Annotated in this window: 18 protein-coding genes; 8 read left to right on the top strand and 10 right to left on the bottom strand. The window is 65.5% G+C overall.

Annotation, left to right across the window (positions count from 1 at the left end; all coding sequences use genetic code 11):
* Positions 1-44 precede the first annotated feature (44 nt).
* Positions 45-1856 carry an ABC transporter substrate-binding protein gene (locus C477_RS16630; RefSeq protein ID WP_008895692.1) on the bottom strand — a complete coding sequence of 604 codons (1812 nt, stop codon included), beginning with the start codon at positions 1854-1856 and terminating at the stop codon, positions 45-47.
* Positions 1857-2063: 207 nt separating this feature from the next.
* Here C477_RS16630 and C477_RS16625 point away from each other — a divergent pair, with 207 nt between their 5' ends.
* A complete protein-coding gene (locus C477_RS16625; protein WP_008895691.1) occupies positions 2064-2828 on the top strand; it encodes an SDR family NAD(P)-dependent oxidoreductase in 765 nt (254 codons plus the stop codon).
* Positions 2829-2904: 76 nt separating this feature from the next.
* Here the strand turns inward: C477_RS16625 and C477_RS16620 are convergent, their stop codons facing one another.
* The 3 genes from C477_RS16620 to C477_RS16610 form a co-directional block, all read right to left on the bottom strand.
* Positions 2905-3597: a rhamnogalacturonan acetylesterase gene (locus C477_RS16620; RefSeq protein ID WP_008895690.1), complete on the bottom strand. Its 693-nt coding sequence runs from the start codon at positions 3595-3597 to the stop codon at positions 2905-2907.
* Between the two features lie 207 nt (positions 3598-3804).
* Positions 3805-4791 (bottom strand): LLM class flavin-dependent oxidoreductase, encoded by a 987-nt coding sequence (locus C477_RS16615; protein ID WP_008895689.1) that lies wholly within the window; start codon positions 4789-4791, stop codon positions 3805-3807.
* Between the two features lie 145 nt (positions 4792-4936).
* Complete coding sequence (locus C477_RS16610; protein ID WP_008895688.1) at positions 4937-6037, bottom strand: Gfo/Idh/MocA family protein; 1101 nt, start codon at positions 6035-6037, stop codon at positions 4937-4939.
* A gap of 163 nt (positions 6038-6200) precedes the next feature.
* Here C477_RS16610 and C477_RS16605 point away from each other — a divergent pair, with 163 nt between their 5' ends.
* Together C477_RS16605 and dgoD are read left to right on the top strand one after the other, a co-directional pair.
* Entirely contained in the window at positions 6201-6914 is a 714-nt protein-coding gene (locus C477_RS16605; protein WP_008895687.1) for a ThuA domain-containing protein, read from the top strand.
* A gap of 120 nt (positions 6915-7034) precedes the next feature.
* Positions 7035-8210: a galactonate dehydratase gene (dgoD, locus tag C477_RS16600; protein WP_008895686.1), complete on the top strand. Its 1176-nt coding sequence runs from the start codon at positions 7035-7037 to the stop codon at positions 8208-8210.
* Between the two features lie 47 nt (positions 8211-8257).
* Here dgoD and C477_RS16595 read toward each other — a convergent pair whose 3' ends face one another.
* The 5 genes from C477_RS16595 to C477_RS16575 form a co-directional block, all read right to left on the bottom strand.
* Positions 8258-10678: a DUF1349 domain-containing protein gene (locus C477_RS16595; RefSeq protein WP_083870311.1), complete on the bottom strand. Its 2421-nt coding sequence runs from the start codon at positions 10676-10678 to the stop codon at positions 8258-8260.
* Positions 10679-10846: 168 nt separating this feature from the next.
* Positions 10847-12553, bottom strand: coding sequence for an RICIN domain-containing protein (locus tag C477_RS16590; RefSeq protein WP_008895684.1), 1707 nt, complete (start codon positions 12551-12553; stop codon positions 10847-10849).
* A 393-nt stretch (positions 12554-12946) separates the two neighbouring features.
* Positions 12947-14221, bottom strand: a complete 1275-nt coding sequence (locus tag C477_RS16585; RefSeq protein WP_008895683.1) for a pectate lyase family protein — start codon at positions 14219-14221, stop codon at positions 12947-12949.
* A gap of 216 nt (positions 14222-14437) precedes the next feature.
* Positions 14438-15160, bottom strand: a complete 723-nt coding sequence (locus tag C477_RS16580) for a ThuA domain-containing protein (RefSeq protein WP_008895682.1) — start codon at positions 15158-15160, stop codon at positions 14438-14440.
* Positions 15161-15214: 54 nt separating this feature from the next.
* Positions 15215-16288, bottom strand: coding sequence for a pectinesterase family protein (locus C477_RS16575; RefSeq protein WP_049914617.1), 1074 nt, complete (start codon positions 16286-16288; stop codon positions 15215-15217).
* Between the two features lie 1316 nt (positions 16289-17604).
* Here C477_RS16575 and C477_RS16570 point away from each other — a divergent pair.
* Complete coding sequence (locus C477_RS16570; RefSeq protein WP_008895680.1) at positions 17605-18849, top strand: mandelate racemase/muconate lactonizing enzyme family protein; 1245 nt, start codon at positions 17605-17607, stop codon at positions 18847-18849.
* 61 nt (positions 18850-18910) lie between these two features.
* Here the strand turns inward: C477_RS16570 and C477_RS16565 are convergent, their stop codons facing one another.
* The gene (locus C477_RS16565) at positions 18911-19846 is read right to left on the bottom strand and encodes a dihydrodipicolinate synthase family protein (RefSeq protein WP_008895679.1); all 936 of its coding nucleotides are present in this window, start codon (positions 19844-19846) and stop codon (positions 18911-18913) included.
* Between the two features lie 129 nt (positions 19847-19975).
* Here C477_RS16565 and C477_RS16560 point away from each other — a divergent pair, with 129 nt between their 5' ends.
* From C477_RS16560 to C477_RS16545, 4 genes are all read left to right on the top strand, one after another.
* Entirely contained in the window at positions 19976-21109 is a 1134-nt protein-coding gene (locus C477_RS16560; RefSeq protein ID WP_008895678.1) for a mandelate racemase/muconate lactonizing enzyme family protein, read from the top strand.
* A 171-nt stretch (positions 21110-21280) separates the two neighbouring features.
* Positions 21281-23215: an ABC transporter ATP-binding protein gene (locus C477_RS16555; protein ID WP_008895677.1), complete on the top strand. Its 1935-nt coding sequence runs from the start codon at positions 21281-21283 to the stop codon at positions 23213-23215.
* An 84-nt stretch (positions 23216-23299) separates the two neighbouring features.
* On the top strand, positions 23300-23764 hold the full coding sequence (locus tag C477_RS16550; protein ID WP_008895676.1) for a universal stress protein: 465 nt from the start codon (positions 23300-23302) through the stop codon (positions 23762-23764).
* Between the two features lie 110 nt (positions 23765-23874).
* On the top strand, positions 23875-24711 hold the full coding sequence (locus C477_RS16545) for an NAD-dependent epimerase/dehydratase family protein (protein ID WP_049914616.1): 837 nt from the start codon (positions 23875-23877) through the stop codon (positions 24709-24711).
* Positions 24712-24771 lie beyond the last annotated feature (60 nt).

Below are 24771 nucleotides of genomic sequence, written 5' to 3'. Positions count from 1 at the left end.
GTGTCGGTCCGGCGGGATGTCACTCGAGTCGGCGAACGCCGAAGTCAGCCCGTGTACTCCATCGTCGCCTCGTCCGTCTTGGTGACGAGGTAGAGCGCGTCGTCGACGCCGTGGACGATGCCGTCCGGGCCGTCGATCGTCCAGTTGTCGCCGTTGTAGGCGCCGGCATCGGGCTGGAACATCGCCTCCATCTGCGGAACCGTCTGGTTCCACCACCACAGCAGTTCCCTGTGGTACTGGTCGTCGTCGGTGATCTGCCACTCCCGAATGTGCTCCTCGACGTTGATCGTCTTCGTCCCCTCCGAGCCGTCGGGGTCGCCGACGGGCATCGGGATTTCCGCTTCGGGATCGAAGTGCGTGATCGACTGGAGCCAGCCTGGCACCAGATCCAGCGCCCACATCGCCCGGACGCCGTTGGCGGACGACGTATCGGGCATCATGTCGTACTCGCCGGCGTGGCGACGTTCGTCGAACGTCGCGTCGTCGACCTGCTCCTGGTTCGTCGCGATGCCGAACTCGTTCAGATTGTCCTTGAGAACGCCGATGTGCTTCTGCTTGGAGCCGTTCATGATGTCGATCTCGAAGCGTTCGCCGTCGGGCGTATACCACTCGCCGTCCTCGAGCGTGTAGCCCTCCTCCTCGAGGAGTTCGGCGGCGCGTTCGGTGTCGTTCTGGCCGTACTTGGTGAAGTCCTGAATCCACTCCGCGGCGTCGTGGGAACCGTCCTCTAGCGTGGTTCCCGGGACGCGACACGGCGGCCAGTCGAACACCTGATTGACGCCCTCGAGGACCGAGACGACCTGCTGACGATCGAAGACGTGACAGACCGCCTTGCGCACGTTCGCGTTCGAGAAGGGCGTGTCGTAGGAGACGTCGTGCCCGCAGTTGAAGGTAAGCAACTTGTTGGTCGACAGGTTTTCCCTGACGAGCGTGTGCCCGTCGGGGAGTTGGCTCTTGACGTCGTCCTTCACGGGGAACTCGTTGTGTGCGCCGTCGACCTCGCCGTTGACGTACGGCTGGGTGGGGATGTCGTTCTCGTAGAGGTGGATCGAGAACTCGCTGAAGTTGATGTTGTCGGCGTTCGGGTGGTCCTCGTACTTCTCGAAGACCATGACGTTGTCCCCGATGTCGGCGACCTGGAACGGACCGTTCCCCACTACGTCTTCGACCATCGGATACGACTCCGACGTGAGTTCGCCGACGAGGGTCTCCATTTCGGAGTCGTCGGCCTCCATGAGCTGGCTGTGCCACTCGCTCCACTGGTCGTCGTCGTGTTTGGTGAAGATCCCGCGAGCCTCGTCGCCGAAGATGGCGGCGGTGGCGTTCTGGACCGCGACCGTCTCCGAGAGCGGATCGTGGAGGCTAACCCGCGCTGTGTACTCGTCGGGCGCCTCGACGGACTCGAGGAACTGGTGCGGTCGCTCGCCATCCTCGGCCTGGAACTCCAGCATTGCAAGCGCCATCTGCAGTTGCATGACCCAGTCGTCGGCGACGAGCTGATCGCCGTTGTGCCAGGTCCACTCGTCGCTGAACGTGAACTCCAGCGTGGTGTCGTCGGCCATCTCCCAGTCGGTCGCGATCAGGGGGTAGACCTCGTCCTCCGCCGGACTGTATATCACGGGGCGGTCGTGGATGAGCGCCCCCGGATGCCACGTCCCGCGCTGGGTCGGGTTGTAGGGGTTGCAGTGACGCTGGGACGGGAGCGTCCCGCTCGTCTCCGGGTCGAAGACGCGGAACCGATCCGTGCTACTGCTCCCGCCGAGGCAGCCGGCGGCGAGCGCTGTGCCGCCCGCGGCGCCGTATTTGAGGACGTCTCGTCGACAGGGTCCACTGTCTTGTGAATCGTTATCTTGCACCACGAGCAGCAGTTACACGAAGCTCTATTTATAATTTAGTGGCGGAGGCGATCGCGACGCGAATAGCCTCGCGGCGACTCGCCAACGCGGACGCTGTCGCGGCGTCACTACCGAAGCGGATCGGTCCGGGACGACGATCGAGAGCCCGTCGGATCGCGAAGGTGTGACAAACGTTTTACCGACGTTCCGAGACGAGTACGATATCGTATGGACGACAGCACCGTCATCGTCACCGGCTCGAGCAAGGGGATCGGCAAGGCACTCGCGGAGCGCTTCGCGTCGGAGGGCGCGAACGTCGTCGTGAACTCCCGAGACGGCGCCCGCGCCGAGGCCGTCGCCGAGGAGATCGTCGCCGACGGCGGGACCGCCGTCGGGATCGAAGCGGACGTCAGCGACCGCGACGAGGTGCAGGCCCTCGTCGACGGCGCCGTCGACGCGTTCGGCTCGCTCGACGTCATGGTGAACAACGCCGGGAACACGGTGATCGCTCCCGCCCTCGAGATGAATCCCGACGACTGGCGGCACGTGATCGAAGTGAACCTGACCGGCGTCTTCTTCGGAATGCAAGCCGCGGGCCAGCGGATGGTCGAACAGGAGACTGGCGGACAGATCGTCAACATCAGCAGCATGATCGGCCAGCAGGGGTTCGCACAGCGGGCCCCCTACTGCGCCTCGAAGGCCGGCGTGGACAACCTGACCAGGGTCTTCGCGACCGAGCTGGCGGACCACGACATCCAGGTGAACGCGCTCGCGCCGGGGTTCATCCGCACGGACATCACCGAACAGACCCAGGACGCGGCCGGCTACACCGACGAGGACGTCCACCGGCGGGCGCCCCTCGGCCGGTTCGGAACGATGGAGGAGGTCGCGAACTGCGTTCGCTTCCTCGCCGGCGGCGACCACTACATCACCGGGGAGGTCCTCCGCGCCGACGGCGGCTGGATGGCCGACGCCTGGGGTCCCGATGAGTAGCTCTCGCGTAGAGTTGCGCTCTCGAGGCTGGAAGGCGGCGGAGAAACGCACGACTCGAGCGCTCGGCGCGGACCGCTCACCGATCGGCCGGGACGACGCGGGACGCCAGCTCGAGGTTCAGTTCTTCGATCCCGTCGAGGACCAGTTCGGCCATCCGTCGAGCCCCGTACTCGCTGAAGTGCGTGTCGTCGGTCGCGCCGTCGGGATAGTTGGAGTGTTCGCCCGGCGACAGGTGAAGGTAGAGGGATTTCGACGCCTCCGGACCCAGCTCGCGCAGGAGCGACCGACTCCGTTCGTCCGCGTCGATGAGCGGCACGTCCCGATCGCGAGCGACCTCCCGGGTTAGCTCCGAATAGGTCTGATGCGTGTCTTTCGGGATCCCCGATTCGTCGAAGTGACGGCGCGCGATGGGCGTGAGCAACACCGGCGACGCCCCGCACTCGCGCGTCTCGTCGACGAACGTCTCGAGGTTGGCGGTGAACTCCGCTTCGGTCGTGTACTGTTCTTTCGAGGGGACCTCGTCGTTGTGGCCGAACTGGACGAACACGTAGTGGGTCTCGGTCAGGTCGCGAACGGCCGGCTCCCAACGGCCCTCCTCGAGGAAGGTACGGGTGCTGCGCCCGTTGCGGGCGTGGTTTTCCACCGTCACCGAGTCATCGAAGCGGTCGGCGAACGGCATTCCCCAGCCCGTTTCGGGGCGAGCGCTGGCCTCTTTCTCGGCTATGGTGGAATCCCCGATCAGGTGGACGGTGAGCTGCTCGGACGACATTCAGCTAGTGGTAATCGGGTTGAAATATATAAGCATTGGTACTGACTGACCTGTCCCGTCGCACCACGACGAGCGGGGAATCACGCCCTGATGGGGCAGCTAGAGCCGTTCGCGGGACTCGCGGGACGAAGGATTCGGTGCGGACGCCGCCCGCGACGGACGGCGACGATACGGGACGGTTCGGGAGGAGCCGGTCGACGGAGCCGCCTAATTGAACTCGGGGATGACCTCCTCACCGAACAGGCGGATCTGGTCCTCGACGAGGTCCTTGGGCATGCCGGAGTGGTGGAAGCGCAGAGTGAGTTCGTTCAGGGGGAACCGCTCCTGAATGGCTTCGATCTGCTCGACGATCTGCTCGGGCGTGCCGTAGATGAAGCGGTCGTCGGCGAGTTCCTCGAAGTCCTCGACGCTGTCGGCGTTCATCAGCGGGTGGGAGAACTCGCCGCCGTACTCGTCGAGGTAGGTCGTGTGGAGGTACTCCTTGCGCTCCATGACCTCCTCTTCGGTCTCGGCGATGACGGCCTCGCGCATCAGCGGGTGGGACATCCCCTCCCAGTCCTGGTCGGCCTCCGCGACGCGTTCTTTCTGGAGTTCCTTCCGGTCCTCGACGGTGGCGAGGTCGGCGACGACGCCGGGCACCCACGCGTCGGAGAACTTCACGGAGCGGCCGATCTGCTTGTCGCCCCAGCCGCCGATCCAGACTTCGGGTCGGGGCTGTTGGACCGTGTCGGGGAGCGGCTGCCAGTCTTCGACTGAGAAGAACGGGCAGTCGTATGAGATGGGGCCGTCGGACTCGAAGAACTCCTTGATGAACTGGACGCCCTCGATCATCCGACCCGCGCGCTCGTCCATCGGGACGTCGAACGCTTCGAACTCCTCCTCGACGTAACCGAGCCCGACGCCCAGGGTCAGCCGGCCGTCGGAGATGTTATCGAGCATCGCCGCGCGCTGGGCGACCTCGACCGGCTTGTACAACGGCAGGATCAGCACGCTCGTCACGAGCTCGAGGTCCTCGGTTCCCTCCGCGATGCTGGTCAGGCGCGTCAGCGGCGCGGGCCAGTAGTTGTCGCCCTCCGTGGCCTGGTGATCGTTGACCCAGCAGGTCTCGAACCCGACCTCTTCGGCCACCTGGCACTGCTCGACGACGCCCGTCCATCGACTTCCGCCTTCGATGGGGAAAATCCCGAATTTCATGCGTTACAAGAACACAGTGCGGTTAGCTACTATATACATTTTCTGTTGCTTACCCTCCGCGCGGCTATCCAGTTTTCGAAAACGGTGTTCGGTTCGAGACAACTCCGCCCCGTCACGAGTTGACCGACCCGGTGGCCGCGATCGGTCAGTTCCCGATCGACTCCGGGAACGTCGGCGGCAGCGGGTCGGGACGCTCGACGCTCGTCTCGAGGGAGACGTGGGCGCCGTCGTCCGAGGCGGCGCGTATCCCGTCGAGGATCTCGAGGACGTGCTCGGCGAGGGCGCCGCTCGTTCGGTGGCACCAGTCGCCCCGGACGGCGGCCGCGAGATCCGCGACGCCGGCCCCCCGGCCGGCGGTGTACTCGTGGGTCGGCTCAATGTCCGTCGTCGTCTCGTCCGCCGAGCGAATCCGAACGGGTCCCTCGAATCGGTTCGGATCCGGGAGCTGGAGCGTCCCCTCGGTCCCGTAGATTTCGAACGCGGGGGAGCCGAAGGTCGATCGACCGGGCGCGTCGAAGCTCGTCAGGACGTTCGCGACCGCCCCGTCGGCGAAATCGATAACGCCGGACTCGTGGGTCGGGACCTCGACGTCGATGGTCTCTCCGTGGCGGGGGTCGCTCGTAATCGTCCGCCGTTCGAACGTGCGGGCGGTCGATCCGGTGACCCGACTGGCGGGGCCGAGCAGGGAGACGAGCGCGGTCACGTAGTAGGGACCCATGTCGAAGAGCGGACCGCCGCCGCGCCGGTAGTAGAGGTCGGGCGACGGATGCCAGCTCTCGTGTCCGCCCGACGTCCAGACGGCCGTTGCGCCCACCGGTCGGCCGATTCGCCCGTCGTCGATGACAGAGCGGGCGGTCTGTAACCCCGCGCCCAGCACGGTGTCCGGAGCCGATCCGACCAGTACCCCCTCCGCCGCCGCCGTCTCGAGAATCGCTTCGGCGTCTCCGAAGCTGGCGGCCAGTGGCTTCTCGACGTAGACGTGCTTGCCCGCCCGTAAGGCGTCGCGACACGTCTCGCGGTGAACCGACGGCGGCGTCAGATTGACGATCAGTTCGACGTCGTCGGCAGCGAGTAGCTCGTCGGGATCGGACGCTCGCAGGCCGTACTCGTCGGCCGTCTCCCGCGCTCGCTCCGCGTCGAGATCGGCGCAGGCGACGATGTCGAACCCATCGAAGCGGTCGTCCGCCTCAAAGTATGCGTCGCTGATCGTGCCGCAACCGAGAACGCCCGTTCGAACTGGATCCATACGTTCCGTCTCGGTAATGTTATGGAAAAAGAATTCGGTCGAGACCGCTCTGCATCGGCGGCCGGAAAACGGCGCGCTCGGGTATCGGGGTGACCGGTCGCATCCGAATTGAATCGTCCCTCGAGGAAGTAGAAATAAGTGCGCTGGACTGTTCTCCGAAGGTATGCAAACCGACAAACGAGCGCTGATCGTGGGCGGGAACCGGTTCCCGTTTCACCGATTCGAACGAATGGGACCGCTGCTCGAGGACGCGCTCGCCCCGGCCGGCATCGAGGCCGAGCTGACGACCGACCGGGACGCGTTGACCGATCTCGACGGCTACGACGTCCTCGTCGATTACACGACCGACAGCACGCTCACCGACGCGCAGCGCGAGGGCCTCCTGTCGTTCGTGGACGCGGGCAACGGTTACGCGGGCGTTCACTCCGCGTCGGACCTGACGACTGTCGACGGGGAGAATCGGGACGAACCCGCGCCCGAACTCCGGGAGCTGATCGGCGGCCACTTCCTCACCCATCCGGCGCAGGGGGCGTTCGACGTGAACGTCGTCTACAGCCACCACCCCGTCTCGGCCGACCTCGAGGACTTCCGCGTCTGGGACGAGCCGTACGTCCTCGAGTGCGACGACGACCTCACGGTGCTCGCGAGGATGGACCATCCCGAAATCGAGGACATGCCGGTCTCGTGGGTGAAAGAGTACGGTGACGGACGCGTGTTCTACTGTTCGCTCGGGCACGATCGGCCGGCGATCACCGCCGACGGGACGCGGGCGCTCCTGCGAAACGGCGTGCGCTGGGCGGCCGATAGCTCGGCCGGCGATCACCGCCGACGGGACGCGGGCGCTCCTGCGAAACGGCGTGCGCTGGGCGGCCGATAGCTCGGCCGGCGAGTAGCGGCCTGCAGCCGAGTGTCGGCGACGGTCGAAACCGAGCGGAGCAGCTCTCGGCCCTCGAATCGTCGGAACGTTCAAGAGCGAACCGGTCACATCCCACACTGGATGCACGTTACAGACTACGAGCTCTACGCAGTGCCGCCGCGATGGCAGTTCCTCAAACTCGAGACGAACGACGGGCGCGTCGGCTGGGGCGAGGTCTACACCAAGTGGCACTTCGCGGGCGACAGCGAACCGGCGACCCGGAGCGCGGTCGATCAGCTGATGCACCAGTACGTCCTCGGCGAGGACCCGAGTCGAATCGAGTACCTCTGGCAGGCGATGTACCGAAGCAGCTTCTACCGCAGCGGACCGGTCCACATGAGCGCCATCGCCGGCATCGACGAAGCGCTGTGGGACCTGAAGGGAAAGGCCGCCGGGATGCCGGTCTACGAACTGCTCGGCGGTCCGGCACGCGATCGGGTTCGGCTCTACCAGCACGTCAGGGCCCACGACGCCGACGACGTGGCGGATCCGGCGGCCGCGGCCGCCGACGAAGCGCGCGAGCACGTCGAAGCGGGCTACACCGCCGTGAAGCTGGTTCCCACTGGCGGTCTCGAGATCATCGATACGCCGGCGGCCGTCGACGAAGCGCGCGAAATCGTTGGCGCGGTCCGCGACGCCGTCGGCCCCGAGATCGACGTCGCGCTGGACTTCCACGGCCGCGCCTCGAAGGCGATGGCCCGCCGACTGGCGACGGCCCTCGAGGAGTTCCAGCCGATGTTCGTCGAGGAGCCGATCACCCCCGAGCACGACCACGCACTGCCCCGGATCGCCGAGGGGACGACGATACCGATCGCGACCGGCGAGCGCCTCTACGCGCGAGACGAGTTCCGGCCGCTCCTCGAGGCCGACGCGGTCGACGTCGTCCAGCCGGACGTCTCGAGCGCCGGTGGGATCACCGAGACGAAGAAGATCGCCGACATGGCCGAGACCTACGACGCCGCGATCGCGCCCCACTGCCCCATCGGCCCGCTGGCGCTGGTCGCCTCGCTGCACGTCGACGCGGCCGCGCCGAACGCGCTGATACAGGAGCAGGTGGTCGTCGGCGACGAGGACGCGATGCGCTACGTCGAGAACGACGACCTCTTCGAGCCGACCGACGGCTACCTGGACCTGCCGGCAGAGCCGGGACTCGGAATCGACGTCGACGAGGGTCGCGTCCGCGAACTCGCGGGAACCGACCTCGGCTTCGACCGCTCACCGGGCCATCGGGCCGACGGCAGCGTCGGCGAGCGGTGATTGAAGTGAGAATCGCCGCCTTCGGTCGATTCGCAGTTACTCCCGAATCAGGGAGGCGAGCCGCCCTCCTCGACGGCGACGGCCCACCCCTCGAGCCACTCGCGCAGGCCGCTGTCGGGAACCTCGAGCGTGTGCGTGGTGCCGCCGTGATCGGGGTAGCCGCCGGCTTCCGCGACGCTGTCGGGAATGTCGGAGAGCCCGGCGTTTTCTTCGTTCGGATCGACGTCCAGCGATCCCCAGCGGTCCGTGATCTGTTGGACGATCTTCTCCTCCTGAGAGATTCGGTCGGCGGGTCTCGCGCCGGCGAACGTCTTGTTGTGACTCTCGACGTCCCCGGCGGGCAACGCCTCGAGGCCGCTCGGCCACAGCGGCGGCGAGTCGAGTGACGTGCCGACGTCCGAGAACGGTCGCCCGTCGAGGGGCGGATCCGCGACGTAGTTGTCGTCCATGTAAACGCTGCCGTCGCCGAAGACGAGCGGATCTCTGAAGCTAAACCGGTGGATGTAAGCGTTGCCGACGACCGCCGCCTCGGCGCCGTCGTCGATCCAGATGGCCTTGTCGTGATAGAAATTGAGGCCGTTGACGACGACGGTCCGCGTGCCGGACTTCAATCGCGGATTGCGGTCGTTGTTCTTGGCGTAGATCGTTCCCAGAATGGCGACGTTGTCGGCGCCGTCGCCGACCAGCGTCCCGTTGGAGTTTTCCTCGGGATCCTCGAGGCCCTCCGCGATCATGCAGTTCGCGATCGTCGTGTCGGTCGAGTCGTAGCCGATCGACATGTTCTCGTCGCGGCCCCAGAACACCGAACAGTGGTTGAAGATGACGTTGTTGGCCCCGTCGCGGCTGTTCATCGGGTCTGTGCCCTCCCCGCCGGACCTGTCGCCGCGGAGGACGCGGATGTGTTCGACGACGGTGTTGTCCTGTTCGACCTGAACCATCCCGTTGATGAACGTGATGCCAGGCGAGGGCGCGGTCTGACCGGCGACCCAGCAGTCGCCGTAGGTGATCGAGAGGTCCGCGCCCGCCAAATCGATCACGCCGCTCTCCTCGAAGACGATCAGGCGTTTGCTGTCTTTCGTGAAGGCGGCCTCGATCTCGTCGAAGTCCGCACCGACCTTGATCACCTCGACGCTATCGTCGAACCAGTCCGCGTCCGCGAACCCGTCCTCGAGATCGAAGTGCGAGCCCCCGCCGGTTCCGGTGGCCGCCGTCGTCGAGAACGTCGCCGTTGACCCCGCGTCGGTGTCGCCGTCGTCGGCTTCGACGATCGCGCGGAACTCGTACTCCGTCTCCGATGCGAGGCCGTAGATCGTGGTCTCGAACTCGCCGGGTTCGGAGAGCGACCGGCCCCCCGATGCGTTCCACGCTTCGGCTCCGGTCTCGCGGTACTCGAACGAGACCAGCGCCTCGGCGGCCTGTCCGCCGAGGGCCTCGAGCGTTCCCGAGAGCGTCGCCGACGACGAGGCGGTGTCGACTACCGCGCCGGTGGTAACGCTCGGATTCGTATCCACTTCGGGGGTCGTAAACGAGGCGATCGCTCCGCTGTCGGACCCACCGTCGCTCGCCTCGGCGACGGCGCGGTACTCGTAGTCGGTCTCGGGCGAGAGTCCGGTCAGCGCCACGTCGACCGCGCCCGGTTCGGTGACGGTGTCCGGCGCGGACGTCGTCCACGATCCGCCGGACTCGCGGTACTCGACGGCGACGGTGACCGACGAAGCCCCGCCGAGCGAGGAGACCGTACTCGAGACCGTCGCAGACGACGAGGTGACGTCCGTCGCCGAACCCGTCACGATCAGCGGGCCGGTCTCTCCGGAGCTGCGTCCGGACGCGCTCCCGGCGACGTCGACGTCGCCGACGTCCCGGCTCTCTACGGGTGCGACGCCGGCGAGATTCGAGAACGTCGCCTCGCAGAGCGTCCCGGTGTTGTGGCTCGTAACCGCTAACCCGAGGAAGGCGCTCTCGCCGAACGACAGCGAGAGCTCCGCCACGAGCGTCCAGTTCGTCCCGTCCTCCGAGGCGTACGCCCGGATCGTGTCGCCGTTCCGGACGAGTCGCTGCCAGGCGGCGTCGATCGTCCCGCCGTCGAGTTCGCTCTCGCCCTCGCCGGCGTCGGACGTGAGACTCGTCGAGTCGCCGCCGGCCGTCGGTCGCCACTGGAGGGTCGTGTGGTCCGGGGTCGTCCGAGCCATCACGTTCTTCGCGTCCGCGTCGAGCGACTCCCTGAGCATCAGTCCTGCTTTAGCGTACTCGTCGGTGTCCTCGACACTATCGACCCTGACGGCCGCGTCGAAGTTCGCGCCGACGTCCGTGAAGTAGTAGTGGAACTCGTCCGCGTCGTTCCAGATGTCCGAGCCGCCGCCCTCGACCGTGATCTCGCTCGATTGGCCGACGGCGGGGCCGCTCACGGCGGCGGTACCGATGCTACCTGCTCCGAGTGCACGAAGGAACGTACGTCTGTTCTGGGTCATCTATTGACACCAACACCACAATACAGGCAATATTACAAAAATTTTTCTAGGAAAATTAGTTATAATTTAATAAGATAGAGTTAGAGCGGATATCGATACGGTTCGACGGGCGTCGCAGTGCCAGCGCGTCCGTTCGTCGGCGCGTACCGAGGCCGTCGCCTCGTCGCCCTACACCGAGTCGAACGTCCAGCGCTGGTTCGCGCTGCCGTTGTCGGGCCACTGGAGCACGTTCGCCCCGTCGCTGGTCGACGCCCCTTCCACGTCGGCGAGTTTGCCGCTGTGGACCGCCTCGAGCGTGTACTCGCCGTTGCCTTCGTCGTTGATGCGCCACCGCTGGCAGTCACAGCCGGAGTCGGCGTACTGCTGGACGTTCGCGCCGTCCGCGGTCGAGGCGTCGGCGACCTCGAGACGGAGACCGCTGTTGACGTTCTCGAGGATGTACTCGCCGTTCCCGGTATCCTCGACGTACCACTGCTGCGTGGCACTCCCGGTCACGGACCACTGCTGGACGTTCGCGCCGTTCGCAGTCGAGGCGTCGGCGACCTCGAGCAACTGACCGCTGTTGACGTTGGCGATCTCGTAGGTGCCCGTCGAGATCGGACCGCTGCTGCTCCCGTCGTCTCCGCCGCTCCCGCCGTCGGGCGGCGAACTCCCGTCCTCGACGGCTTGGGCCCAGCCGGCGAGCCAGTCGCGGAGGCCGCTGTCGGGGACGTCGAGCGAGTGGGTGTTCACCGGTAGCTCCGGATAGCCGCCCACCTCGTCATGGTGGCCGATCCAGTAGTCGTACGGCGAGTCGAGCCGATCGTTACCGGCGCGGTCGGCGATTTCCTGGACGATCCGTGCGTCGTTACCCGTTCGGTCGGCCGGCCGCGCCCCGGCGTTGGCGAGGTTGTGGCTCTCGACGTCACCCGACGGCATCTCGCTGAGACCGCTGGGCCACAGCGGCGGCGAGCTCTCGCTTTCGACCTCCGCGAACGACTGACCGTCGAGGGGCGGATCGGCCGTGACGTTGTCGGCGTGGTAGGCCGTAGGACTGCCCTCGAGGACGGCGTCACCGGTATCGGTCAGACCAGTGTAGACGTTGCCGACGAAGCTGGTGACTGCGGAACTGTCGGCGTTGGCCGATTCGTCGAAGAAGTACGCGAGGTTGTTGACGATGACCGTCTCGGTATCGCTCTTGAGTCGCGGAATACGGGCACGGGTTTTGGCCCAGACGTTGCCCACGAACGTGACGTTCGAGGCTCCGTTGCCGATCAGCGTGGCGTAGTTGTGGTCCGCCTCGTCGCCGTAGGGGTCGTACAGCCCCTCGTAGATGAGGCAGTTGGTCACCGTCGTATCCTGCGTGTCGTAGCCGACGGAGAGACACTCGTCAGTCCCCCACGAGGCGCTGACGTGATCGACGACGTTGTTCTGCGTGCCGTCGGCGGTGTTGAACGCATCGTTGCTCTGAATTGAGCCACCCGAGCCAGGACCGATCCGCGAGCGGATGTGCTGGACGACGCAGTTGTTCGCGTTGATCCGGACCTGCCCGTTGATGAACGTGATCCCGGGCGAGGGCGCGGTCTGACCGGCCACCCAGCAGTAGTCCTCGGTGATCGCCAAGTCGTTCCCGCCGAGGTCGATGGTCCCGCTCGTCTCGAAAACGACCACGCGCGGTCCGCTGGCACTGAACGCCGATTCGACCGCGCTCCGCGTCGGTTCGGTGACCGTGTGTACGTCGACGTCGTCGTTGAACCACGACGTATCCGCGAAGCCGGTCTCGAGGCCGAAGTTCGATTCCGCCGCCGCCGAACCGGAGAGGCCGCTAAGCGCGCCGATGCCGATCAGTGCCGATGCCGCCGTTCCTTTCAGGTAGGTGCGTCGTGTCTGTTTCATGCTACCCAGACACAACAAGTGCAATCACTCGTAAGTAACTTTCCATGTTAGAATAATATAAATATAGTAATAATGTCGGGGGATAGAACTGCAGTAGCGAGAGCGACGCGAGGCGTGTCACTGCTAACGGGAGGGGTCGGTTCGTCTGGGAACGGACAGGAGCGGCGATACCCCTGTCCAGACGGGGTCTCTGCAGAAGGTGAGCCAACACAACAAAAAGTGCCGCACCTCGACGCCGGCGCCGATCACGAGCGACGGCGCTAGTCGTCCAGCGGTTCCTTCGGTTCAACCTCGCCCCGGACGGCGTCGGCGAGCGGTGAGTCAAATGGACGACGGTTACTGTGATACCCGGAGAAGTGTCTCGGCGATGCTATCGGTGGCGTTATTCCCGGGCTAGACGTCGGAACCGTTACCGGATCTTCCGCCCGTGTCGGACGGCGACGCACCCCGCTCGACACGTCGTGCCTTCGCCGCGAGCCACTGTCGACGCCCCGACTCGGGGACGGTAAGCGAGTGGGTATTCACGGGAAGTTCGGGATAGCCGCCGACGTCGTCGGGGTGAGCAAGCCAGTATTCGTAGGGATCGTCGAGCCGGTCGTTGCCCGCGCGGTCGCGGATCTCCTGAACGATTCGGTCGTCGTTGGCGGTGCGGTCGGCGGGTCGTGCGCCCGCGTGAACCAAATTGTGTGCTTCGACCCGCGAGGACGGCATCGCGTCGAGACTGCTCGGCCACAGCGGGGGACTCGACAGTTCGTTGGTCCCGCCAGTCAGCGGCGTCGAACTCGGCTCCGTGACGTTGTCCTCGAGGTAGGCGTTGCCGTCCTCGATGGGCGTGTCCTCGATGTCCTGGGGAACGTAGAGATTGCCGACGATCGAGGCCTCCGAGTCCCCGTCCATGTTGGTCGCCTCGTTGAAGAAGTACATCAGGTTGTTCGCGAGGACGCTGCGGGTGCCGCCCTTTAACCGGGGGACGCGGCCGCGGACCTTCGCCCAGACGTTGCCAGCGAGGGTGACATTCTCGGCGCCGTCGCCGATCAGGCTCCCGTAGTTGTGGTCGGCCTCGTCGCCGTAGGGATCGTACAGTCCCTCGTAGACCAGGCAGTTCGTCACCGTCGTATCCTGCGTGTCGTAGCCGACGGAGAGACACTCGTCGGTACCCCACGAGGCGGTGACGTGGTCGACGACGTTGTTCTGGGTGTCGTCTGCGGTGTTGAACGAGTCGTTGCTCTGGATCGAGCCGTCGGAGCCGGGACCGATCCGCGAGCGGATGTGCTGGACGACGCAGCTGTCGGCGTCGACTTGGAACTGGCCGTTGACGAACGTGATACCGGGCGAAGGCGCCGTCTGTCCGGCCACCCAGCAGTAGTCCTCGGAAATCGCTAGATCGTTTCCGCCGAGGTCGATGGTCCCGCTCGTCTCGAAGACGACCAAGCGCGGTCCGTCGGCGTGGAACGCTTCCTCGACAGCTTCGCGCGTCGGTTCCGTGATCGCGAACACCTGTACGTCCTCGCTCTCGAGCCACGACGTGTCCGCAAAGCCGGATTCAGGGCCGAAGTGGGACCCGGCCGCTTGTGCCGTGGCCGACCCGGAGAGGCCGGCGAGCGCTCCTGCACCGATCAGTGTCGATACTGCCGTCTCTTTCAGGTACGTTCTTCGCGTTTGTTTCATGCTACACCACAACAACCGATTACAGAGTTACAGAAAAGATTACGCATGCGTCTCAGCGACTGATTCCGGGTTGCTCATCGCTAAACGCTCACGGCAGTATCGAGGGTCGTGGCTCTACCGAGCGCGTCGCAAAAATGCGGCCCTCGACTCGCTGGACGATCGCAGCAACGAGGGGTTGAGAACGCGTCGATATTCGGTTGCGCTCGAGCAGCGGCGCTAGTCGTCCAGCGATTCCTTCGGTTCGACCTCGCCCCAGACGGCGTCGGCCCCCTCCGTCGGCGCCGCCCAAGCGACGGCGTTGTCGAGCACCGTCCGGATCTCGTCCTGGAAGAAGATCGGGTACTCCTCGTGGCCCGGCCGGAACGCGAAGATCCGGCCGCGGCCGCGACGGTAACAGACGCCCGAGCGGAACACCTCGCCGCCCTCGAACCACGAGATGAAGACGGTCCGGTCGGGTTCCGGGATGTCGAAGGGCTCGCCGTACATCTCCGTCGAGGGGACCTCGAACGACTCCTCAAGGCCGTCGGCGATCGGGTGGCCGGGGTCGGCGGTCCAGATCCGTTCGGTCTCGCCGCCGTGGCGGTACTTGATGTTACAGGTGGTTCCCATCAGCCGTTTGAACGGCTTGGAGTTCTTCCCGGAGTGGACCGGGACGAAGCCCATCCCCTCGTGGACGCGGTCGACGACGCGGTCGGCGACCTCGTCGGCCACCTCGTCGTTGGCGCAGTGCGACCACCAGAGCAGGACGTCGGTGTTCGCGAGGACATCTTCGGTCAGGCCGTGTTCCGGTTCCTGCAGCGTGGCTGTCCGGACGGTGCGGTCGTCGCCGTCCACCGCGTCCGCGATGGCCCCGTGAATGCCGTCGGGATACCGCTCGGCGACCTCGGGCTCCTCAAGTTCGTGGACGTTCTCGTTCCAGACCGTGACCTGTAGTGGCATGTGCGGTTCGTTTCAGGTGATCCGGGATAAGTCCTCTGTCCTCGAGCGTGACGATTACCGTTTCTCGAGACGGCTCTGGGGGTCCCAGCCGTCGAGGACGGCCTCGATCGTGTACTGCTCGGCCTCCGTTTCGCTGAGCTGGTGGCTCCAGTCCGCGCGCTGATCGGGCGTGTACCCCGGACCGGAATTGTCGTACTCCGCGAAGAAGGCCGTCTTCGTCTTGTCGCCGTGCTCCGGTTCGTCCCACGGTTCCCAGCCCTGCGGTCGGATGTGGTCGCCGAGGTCACAGTCGATGTAGACGGTCTGTCCGTACGGCTCCCACGGTCGGCCGAGGTAGACGGTCTCGCTCGGCGCGTCGCCGACCACGTCGCAGTCCCTGAACACGAATCCGTGCGCTACGTTTTCCGGCTGCGCGGGCGCTGCGATAAATCCCTCGTCCTTACAGCGGATCTCGCAGTCCTCGAAGAACGCCGTCGCGCGACCGAAGATGAAGTCCACGTCGCCTTCGATGTAGCAGTCCTCGAAGTACTGGCGCGTCCTGCGACCGAAGTTATAGAGGGTGTCCTGATTGCCGATGAAGCGGCAGTTCTCGAAGGCGACTCGGTCGGCCTTGATGCGAATCGCGACGGCCTGGGCGACGTCGGGAGCGGCGTTCTCGAAGGTAATGTTCTTCGCGGTGAAGTCCGATCCGTAGACGAAGAAGCTCGACGACCCGCTCGTCCCGATCTCCTCGCCATCGTCGCCGATCTTGTCGGCGTGATCGTCGTACGTCAGCACCGTCTCCTCGACGCTCTCACCGATAAACGTCACGTCGGTCCGGTCGGCGGGGAGCTCTAGCTTCTCTTTGTAGCGTCCCTCCTTGATGTACACCCGCGTCTCCTCGGACGTGTCCGACGGAACTGCGTCGATGGCGGCTTGGACCGTCTCGTAGTCGCCGCTGCCGTCCTGTGCGACGACGATATCGTACTCGTCGCTCGCGGAACAGTCCGTCGCTCCACTCGTCCCGGAACTCGCCTTTCCGTCGCCGCTATAGCCCGCTACTGTGCCGAGCAATCCCGTGCCGACGAGGCCGATCATTCGTCTGCGCACTACCGGCCGTCTGCTCTCTCGAGCATTGGTATCAACCATGAGATTTGCGCCAACGCTACTGGTGTTAAATTTTATTATAATTAAAATAACATCATTTCTGGCTTCGTGGTCCACTATCGGAACGGAACCCGGAAGTGTCCCATCGCTGGGCACAGTGTGACGGGTATCGCGGGTCGGTGGTGGCCGCTCGGAACCCGACCGACCGTCTCTCGAGGAGTCGTCTCCTCCCGTCAGACCGTCGGACGTGACCGATACCAAACGGCAAGGCCGATTACAGTCGATCGAGGTCCTCGAGGAGCTGGCGGAGTTCCTCCCGTTCCTCGTGATCGATCTGCTCCTGTGGCGGCAGGACGGTGTCGTGCTCGAACACGCCTTGCATCTTCGCCTCGCCGGTGTGGACGTTGGCGATGACCGCTTCGATGCCGTCGACGGAAACAAGATCGTCGACGTGTCAGCGGAGGTTGTCTTTGGCCAGTTCGTAGTCGGGCGTCCACGGGTTCGCCGTCGTGGGGATGATCCCACCCGAAATCTGTTCCTTGAGGTCTCGAAATTCGTCTTTCAGCACGTTCGGTTGGAAAGACACTATTAGCCAGTAAAAACGTTCGGCTCGTCCCGGTGACGAGGGAGCGCCTCGAGGACAGTTTCACCGTTTGCTCGTGGCGTATCCGTTCCCCATTCGGGAAAGTTACAGCCGTATGGCTGTAAGGTAGAATTACAACAGTATGGATGTAAATATATAGTGTGTGAATCGATACCGCGGCCCAGTCGATCGACAGAGGGACGGTTCCATCGACGAAAACCGGATCGAAACGGCTCACGATGCCCGAGACCGGTCGATTCGCAGCAGGGAAATCTCGAACAGGGCTATTTCTCGCAGGTCGGCATCGACCCCTTGGAAGCGTCGCTCACGAGGGTAAAACGGGTCTGCACCGCGGATAACTCGGCGTTCCGATCCGAAACTTGACGACCGTTGCGGGAGACTTCCAGTGGCGCGTTCGTTGTTCGCGAATGGCTCAAATCCCCCGAAATTCGCCGGTTCGACCGCTTTCAGCGGTTCGGCTGACCTCGCTGGCGGCGATCCGAACGGTGTACCTTTCGTTCGACGGAATCCGTCCGAACGACTCCCCAGTTCCCGTGGCGGGAACAAAATCCGCTCTTCTCGTGATCTCAATAACAGGTTCCGCGGAGAGGCGTCCATCGACCGATCACCTCCGTACGATGGCCCAGTAGCGGCGGTCGGTACTCGGACGATGTCACGCACCGAGGCGTCGGAACCGATTCCCGTCGTCTCCACGACCGAGACTCCATGTCAGTCACTCGGATGATTTATACGGTCGGGTGAAAATAGGGCGGATATGGATATCGCTAACGTCAGCGGGTACGCTCTGTCCTCACCGATCGATCCGGTACAGGAACGGCCGTTTCACGGCGGCGTCCGACGCCTTCGCAAACGGGACGTCGTCCTCGTCGTCGTGGAGACCCGAGACGGGCAACACGGGTTCGCGACGGCGGGCGCGAGCAGTTCCGCGATGCGCGAGTACTTCGAGGGCGACTCGCAGGGGACGTTCGCCGACGTCGTCGAGGAGTCCGTCGCCGGCGCGCTCGAGGGCGAGTCGATCGACGAGATCACCGACGCTCACGAGCTGATCGGCGAGACGAATCTGCCGGCCCACCTCCGGACGGAGGCGATTTCGGCCGTCGACGTCGCGCTGTACGACATCCGCGGAAAGGAACTCGGCGCGCCGATCTACGAACTGCTGGCCGACGAGTACGGCACCGAGCCGACGACCGAGCTACCGCTGTACGCCAGCGCCGGGATGTACATGGAGCCGGAGGGATACGTCGAACAGGCCGAGGCGCTCGAGGAGCTGGGCTTCTTCGGCTACAAGTACCGACCCGGGATCGGGCCCGACGGTGACCGGCGGACGGTCGACCTGCTCGCCGACGCGGTCGACGACATCGAGATCATGCTCGACGTCCACACGTGGTGGAAGCTCGGCGAGGCCTACGGCCGCGACACCGTCCGCGAACTGGTCGCACACGCCGCCGAGCGGGGCGCCTACTGGATCGAGGAGCCGGTCGAGCCAGACGACCACGCGGGGTACGTCGAACTCGCCGAAACCGGCGCGCCGCTGGCCGGCGGGGAGAGCGAGGAGTCGCCGGCCGGACTGGTCGAACTCGGCGAGACCGGCGCGGTCGACTTCCTGCAGGGCGACGTGCGCCACCACGAGGGCTTTACCGGCTGCCGGGGCGCCATCGAGTACTGCGACGGCCGCGACGTCGAATTCGTCCCGCACAACTTCGGCACCTGGCTCGGACTGCAGGCCAACGCCCACCTCGTCGCCGCGGCGCCGGACGTGCGACTGCTCGAGTACCCCGTCTTCGAGGAGGATCCGGCGCTCCCGGACGCGGAGATCGATCCCGGCATGTACCCGTTCGAACTCGCCTACGACATCATCGAGGGCCAGCCGGCCATCGAGGACGGGCACCTGACGGTCCCCGACGGCCCCGGACTCGGCGTCGACGTCGACCTCGACGTCCTCGAGGAGTACCCGTTCGTCGACGGGCCGTGGACGGAGTTCCACTACGACGACGAGTAAGCCGCGGAATGACGCTTTTCTCGGAGGGGGCCGGCCGTCGGCTATCGCTGCACCCCCGTTCTCAGGCCGCTTCCAGCAGCGGCGCCGACTGCAGGGTTTCGTAGTGCTCCTCGAGACGCGACGCGTCGTCCGCGGAGAGGTCGACCAGCGGATCGCGAAGGGAACCGCCCGTGTAGCCGGCGAGGTCCATCCCGCGTTTGACGACGGAGACGTTGTTCGCGCCGGAGAGCGCGTTGCCCTCGCCGGGCTCCTCGCGGAGGTCCTCGATCGGACGGAGCAGCCGCTGGATCGATCGGGCTCGCTCCCAGTTCTCGTCCTCGACGGCGTCGAACAGCGCCAGCGTTGCCTCCGGCGCGAAGTTACCGAGACCGGTAGTGTATCCCTCCGCCCCTTCGATGGCGAAGGAAAGTGCGTATCGCTCGGCGATACCGTTGACCCACGTGACCTCACCCGGAGCGTCGGCGACGGTCTGGGAGAACTCCTTGATGTCGTTGACCGCGAACTTCACCGCGACCACGTTCTCGCGCTCGGAGAGGTCGACGAGGACCTCGCGGGGGACCTCCGGGCCGCGCTTGTAGATGACGACGCCGAGGTCGGTCGCGTCGCAGATCCGGTGGTAGTAGTTCGCCAGCCCGCGCCGGTGCAGGTAGGTGTGGTCGGGGTGCATCACCATGATCGCGTCCGCCCCGGCGTCCTCGTAGGCGTCGGCGAGTCGTTTCACCTCCGCGAGACTTCCGGCGACGCCGCCGGCGATCGTCGCCTCGTCGCCGGTCGCCTCGACGTGGGTCTCGACGATCTCGATCCGCTCCTCGTCGGTCAGCGAGTAGTACTCGCCGGTGTTGCCACAGGGGATAAACAGGCGCGCGCCGGCATCGTACTGTTTCGCGAGGTTGTCCGCGAGGGCGTCGACCAGCACGTCCGATCCGTCGTCGCCGAACGGGACGGCGGTGGTGAAGGCGACGTCCTGGAAGCGCTCGCTAAGGCTAGCTCTGGGCATGTCGTGGTCGGTACTACGACGAACTGCGGTGATAAATGTATCCCCGCCCCTCGAGTCGCTCCGGCGGCTCCGTCGCCGGACGCTCGAGGCAGCGCAAGCTATATTGGACGCGAGTCTGTCGGATTCGCTATGGAGATCACGGACGTTCAGGCGATTCCGCTCGCACACTCGTTGCCCGACGGAGCGGGGCTCGGCGACGCGAGAGGGTTCGGAACCGACCGCGGGACGACGCTGGTGCGCCTCGAGACCGACGGCGGGACCGTCGGCTGGGGCGAGGCGTTCGCCCCGGGACCGATGGCGACCGCGACGATCGAGACGATGTTCGCCGACGACGTCGTCGGCATGGACCCCTTCGAGGTCGAATCGCTCGCCGAGAACTCCTACACCGATCCGTACCACTTCGGCGGCGACGTCGTCGTCCAGAGCGCCGTCAGCGCGATCGACGTCGCGTGCTGGGACATCATCGGGCAGAGCGTCGGCCGGCCGGTCCACCGGCTGCTCGGCGGCACGCGCTGTGAGGAGCTGACGCCCTACGCCTCGACGATGTACTACACCGAGGCCGACCGGCCGATCGAGGAGCCGATTCGCGAGGCCGTCGAGGAGGGCTTTACCGCCGCGAAGATCAAGATCGGTGCCGACCCCGAGTCCGACGCCGAGCGCGTGCGCACGGCGCGGGAGATCCTGGGCGACGACGCCGACCTGATGGTCGACATGAACGGCAACTACCGGCCCCACCAGGCCGTCAAGTCCGCGCGGGCCATCGAGGAGTACGACGTGACCTGGATCGAAGAGCCCGTCCCGCCGGAAAACGCGTCGGGCTACCGCGAACTGCGTGGGAAGATCGATATCCCGATCGCCGCCGGCGAGGCCCACTACGGCCGGTTCGAGTTCAAGGAACTGATCGACGACCGGACGGTCGACATCGCCCAGCCGAACCTGGGCCGCTGTGGCGGCCTCTCGGAGGCGCGGTTGATCGCCGGCATGGCCTCGACCGAGAACGTCGCCGTCAGACCCCACATCTGGAACAGCGCCGTCGGCATGGCCGCCGCGGTGCAGTTCGCCGCCAGCATCTCGAACTACCCTCACACGCGCAACGTCCCCGAACCGATGCTGATCGAGTTCGACCGCAGCGAAAACCCGATGCGCAGCGAGTTGCTCGAGACGCCGTTCGATCCCGCCGGCGGCACGATCGACGTCCCGCAGGAGCCGGGGCTGGGGATCGAGATCGATCGGGACGCGCTGGAGCGCTACCGCGCCGACTGAGCCGGAGCCGGTAGCGGCGGATCGTCGCTGACGGAGGCCGCAGACCCGGCGTCCGTCCTCGACTCTCGAAGCTCTACTCTCGCCGATACGACAATATGCGTGAAGGGAGCGAACGTTTCCGTTTCACGGCCCCTTATTTGACCGGGAACTGGAGCGTGAGGCCACCAACGCATGGATTCATCAGACGCACACGGAAGCTTCGAGGACATTCGGGACGAGGTCGACGGGAACCCGATGCTGGACGCCTTCCGGTATGCCCTCCCCTACTGGGTGCCGCTGGCCGTCGGCGTCGTTTCGACGATGATCAACCGCGCGGCGCGGCTGTTCCCGGCGCTGATGATCGCGGCCGCGATCGATCTGGTCGTCACGCAGTCGGGGACAGGAGACGGGATCCTCGCCGTCGTCGGGCTCGTTCCGTCCGAACCGGTGCCGGCGGAGCGGGTCGACCAGCGGCTGAACCTCCTGTACTACCTCGGCGGGCTCACGGTAATCGCCTACCTCGTGCAGGCGGTCAGCCACTACTGCTCCCGGTACTTCTTCCAGACGACCGCCCAGCGGCTGCAACACGATCTCCGTCTGGATACCTACGACCACATGCAGCGGCTCTCGCTGGATTTCTTCAACAACCACCAGACCGGCGGGATGATGTCGATCCTGAACAGCGATATCAACCGTCTGGAAGACTTTTTCAACGTCGAGATCCGCCAGATCACGGAGGCGGTGATGATCCTCACGCTCGTCGGCGGCTACATGCTGTACACGGCGCCGCGGCTCGCCGCCCTGGTGTTACTCCCGGTCCCGATCATCGCGCTCGTGACGGCCAAGTTCATCATCTGGATCGAACCCAAGTACAAGCGCATCCGCGAACTCGTCGCGCGACTGAACACGCGGCTGGCGAACAACCTCGGCGGCGCGGCGATCGTGAAGTCGTTCGACCGCTACGAGGTCGAGAACCGGCGGGTCGCCGAGCAGAGTCGCGGCTACCGCGACGAGAAGATCGACGCGATCACGGTCCGAAAGGCGTTCTTCGCGTCCCTGCGCCTGATCGTCGGAGCGATGTTCGTCACGATCCTCATCGTCGGCGGCCGGGACGCGATCACCGCCGGCGGGCTGTCGACCGGCGCGTTCGTCGCCTTCTTCGTCTACCTCCAGCAGCTCGACGGCCCGATGACCCGGATCGGCAAGACCGCGAACAACTACCAGAAGGCCAAATCCAGCGCCGAGCGCGTCTTCGGCGTGCTGGGCTACGAGGCCGACATCCAGTCGCCGACGGACGGGACCGATCCGGTCTCTCTCGACGGCGACGTCGCCTTCGAGGACGTCACGTTCAGCTACTCGGACGGCGGCGAACGAATTCTCGAGGGGATCGACCTCGAGGTCGAGGCCGGCGAGACGATCGGCTTCGCGGGGACCAGCGGCTCCGGCAAGTCGACGCTCCTGAAGCTCCCGATGCGGTTCTACGACGTCGATTCGGGCACGGTGCGAATCGACGGCGACGACGTCCGGACGTACTCGCTGCAGACGCTCCGCGACCGGATCGGCGTCGTCGAGCAGGACCCGTACATGTTCTCCGGGACGATCCGCGAGAACATCGCGTACGGCGACGGCGAGGCGTTCAAGACCGTTCTCGAGGCAGATCCCGGCGAGGTACCTGAGGACGTCGAGGCGCGAATCCGGAACGCGGCGATGGCCGCCGGCGCCCACCGGTTCATCACGGAGCTCCCGGAGGGGTACGACACGATGGTCGGCGAACGCGGAGTCAAGCTCTCCGGCGGCCAGCGCCAGCGCGTCTCGATCGCGCGGACGGTCCTCAACGATCCCGATATCATCGTCCTCGACGAGGCGACCAGCGACGTCGACACGGAGACCGAGAACCTCATCCAGCGCAACCTCGACGAACTCACGGCGGATCGGACCGCGTTCGTCATCGCCCACCGCCTGTCGACGATCCGGAACGCGGATCGCATCGTCGTCATGGAAGACGGCGACGTGATCGAGACCGGCACCCATCGGGAACTGGTCGAGGATGGCGGCGCGTACGCCGATCTCTGGGCGTCCCAGACCGGCGACGGCGAGGAAGCGGAGGCGGCCGAAGCGGACGACTGAGAGCGGAGCAAACGCCGTTTCGCGAGTGTTCCGTGGGCCCCGATCGGAGGTAGCTTTATCAGACTGCCGGACGAGGTGCGTGGTATGCAACGTGCGCTCGTCGTTATCGACGACACCGAGGCTCACAGACGACTCCTCGCCGAAGCCGGCGAGTTCGCCAAGAACGGGAACGCGGAACTGGTCGTGCTGGCGTGGACGACGCCCGAAGCGGCCGAGGAGGGAAACGACGCGATCGAGTGGGTCGAGCGGATGGAGGGGACCAAATTCGAGGAGACCGACGCGACGGCGATGACCCGGAAGTTCGCCGAGGAATTCAGCACGGACGTCCTCAGCGACGTCGACCCGAACATCGACGTTCGGATCGAGACGATCATCACCGAGGAGGGCGACCTCGACGACGAGATCCTCTCAGCGGCCGAGCGGCTGGCCTGCGATCACGCGTTCCTCGTCGGCCAGAAGCGCTCGCCGACCGGGAAGGCGATCTTCGGCGACCTCGCCCAGCGCGTTCTGCTGAACTTCGACGGACCGGTGACCGTCCTGATGGAGTGAGCGCGGCCCGCACCGACGGCCGATCGCGAACCGCACCGGCGGCCGCTCGCACCGAGTGAATCCCGCCATGCGACCGATATTTTGATGGTCTCCGGGGAAGGGGTAGACGTATGGACGTACTAGTGACCGGTTCGTACGGCCGGTGTGGCACCGCGATCATCGATCACTTGCACGACGACGATCGGTACGAGTTCACCTACTTCAATCGCTCCGACCGCGAGGAAGGCCCATACGCCGAGTACGAGACGGTCGTCGGCGACGTCGCGGACTACGAGACGCTCCGCGAGGCCTGCGAGGGACAGGACGCCGTCGTCCACCTTGCGGCCTACCCCTACACCGACGGCGACTGGACCGACATCTTCCGGCCCAACATCGTTGGCATGTACAACGTCCTCGAGGCCGCCCGTGAGGCCGAGGTCGAGTCCGTGATCTTCGGCTCGACCAACCACGTAATGGGGATGTACGAGATCGAGAACGCCCCCGAGATCTACGAGCGGGATCACGACCTCGTCATCGATCACACCGACCCCGTTCGCCCCGACTCCTACTACGGCGCCTCCAAGAGCTTCGGCGAGGACCTCGGGCGGTACTACATCGAGGACTGCGAGTACCCGAAACAGTTCTACGCGCTCCGGATCTGTAGCGTCCGCAGCGAGGAGTACGACCACCCCTACGGCGACGCCGAAATCGGCGTCGAGGAGGGCGACTGGGAGTGCGGCAGCGACGAGTACGAGGAGCAGGTCGCGCGGATGAAGGCGACCTGGCAGTCCCGCCGGGACTTCGCCCACCAGATCGACTGCTGTCTGCGGGACGACAGCGTCGAGTTCGACATCTTCAGCGGCGTCAGCGACAACCGCCGGCGCTGGTACGACCTCGAGCACGCTCGCGCGCGGATCGGCTACGATCCGCAGGACGACGGCGAGGAGTGGGACGCGCCGCCGGAGTAGCGACGGTGCCGGCCCGAACGGCGTCGAAAGGTTTAGGCTCTCGCGAGGGGATCCGTTCCG

The organism is Haloterrigena salina JCM 13891 (assembly GCF_000337495.1).
Classification (GTDB): Archaea; Halobacteriota; Halobacteria; order Halobacteriales; family Natrialbaceae; genus Haloterrigena; species Haloterrigena salina.
The sequence above is the reverse complement of the archived record's forward strand: the minus strand, read 5'-3'. Positions and strand labels throughout refer to the sequence as shown.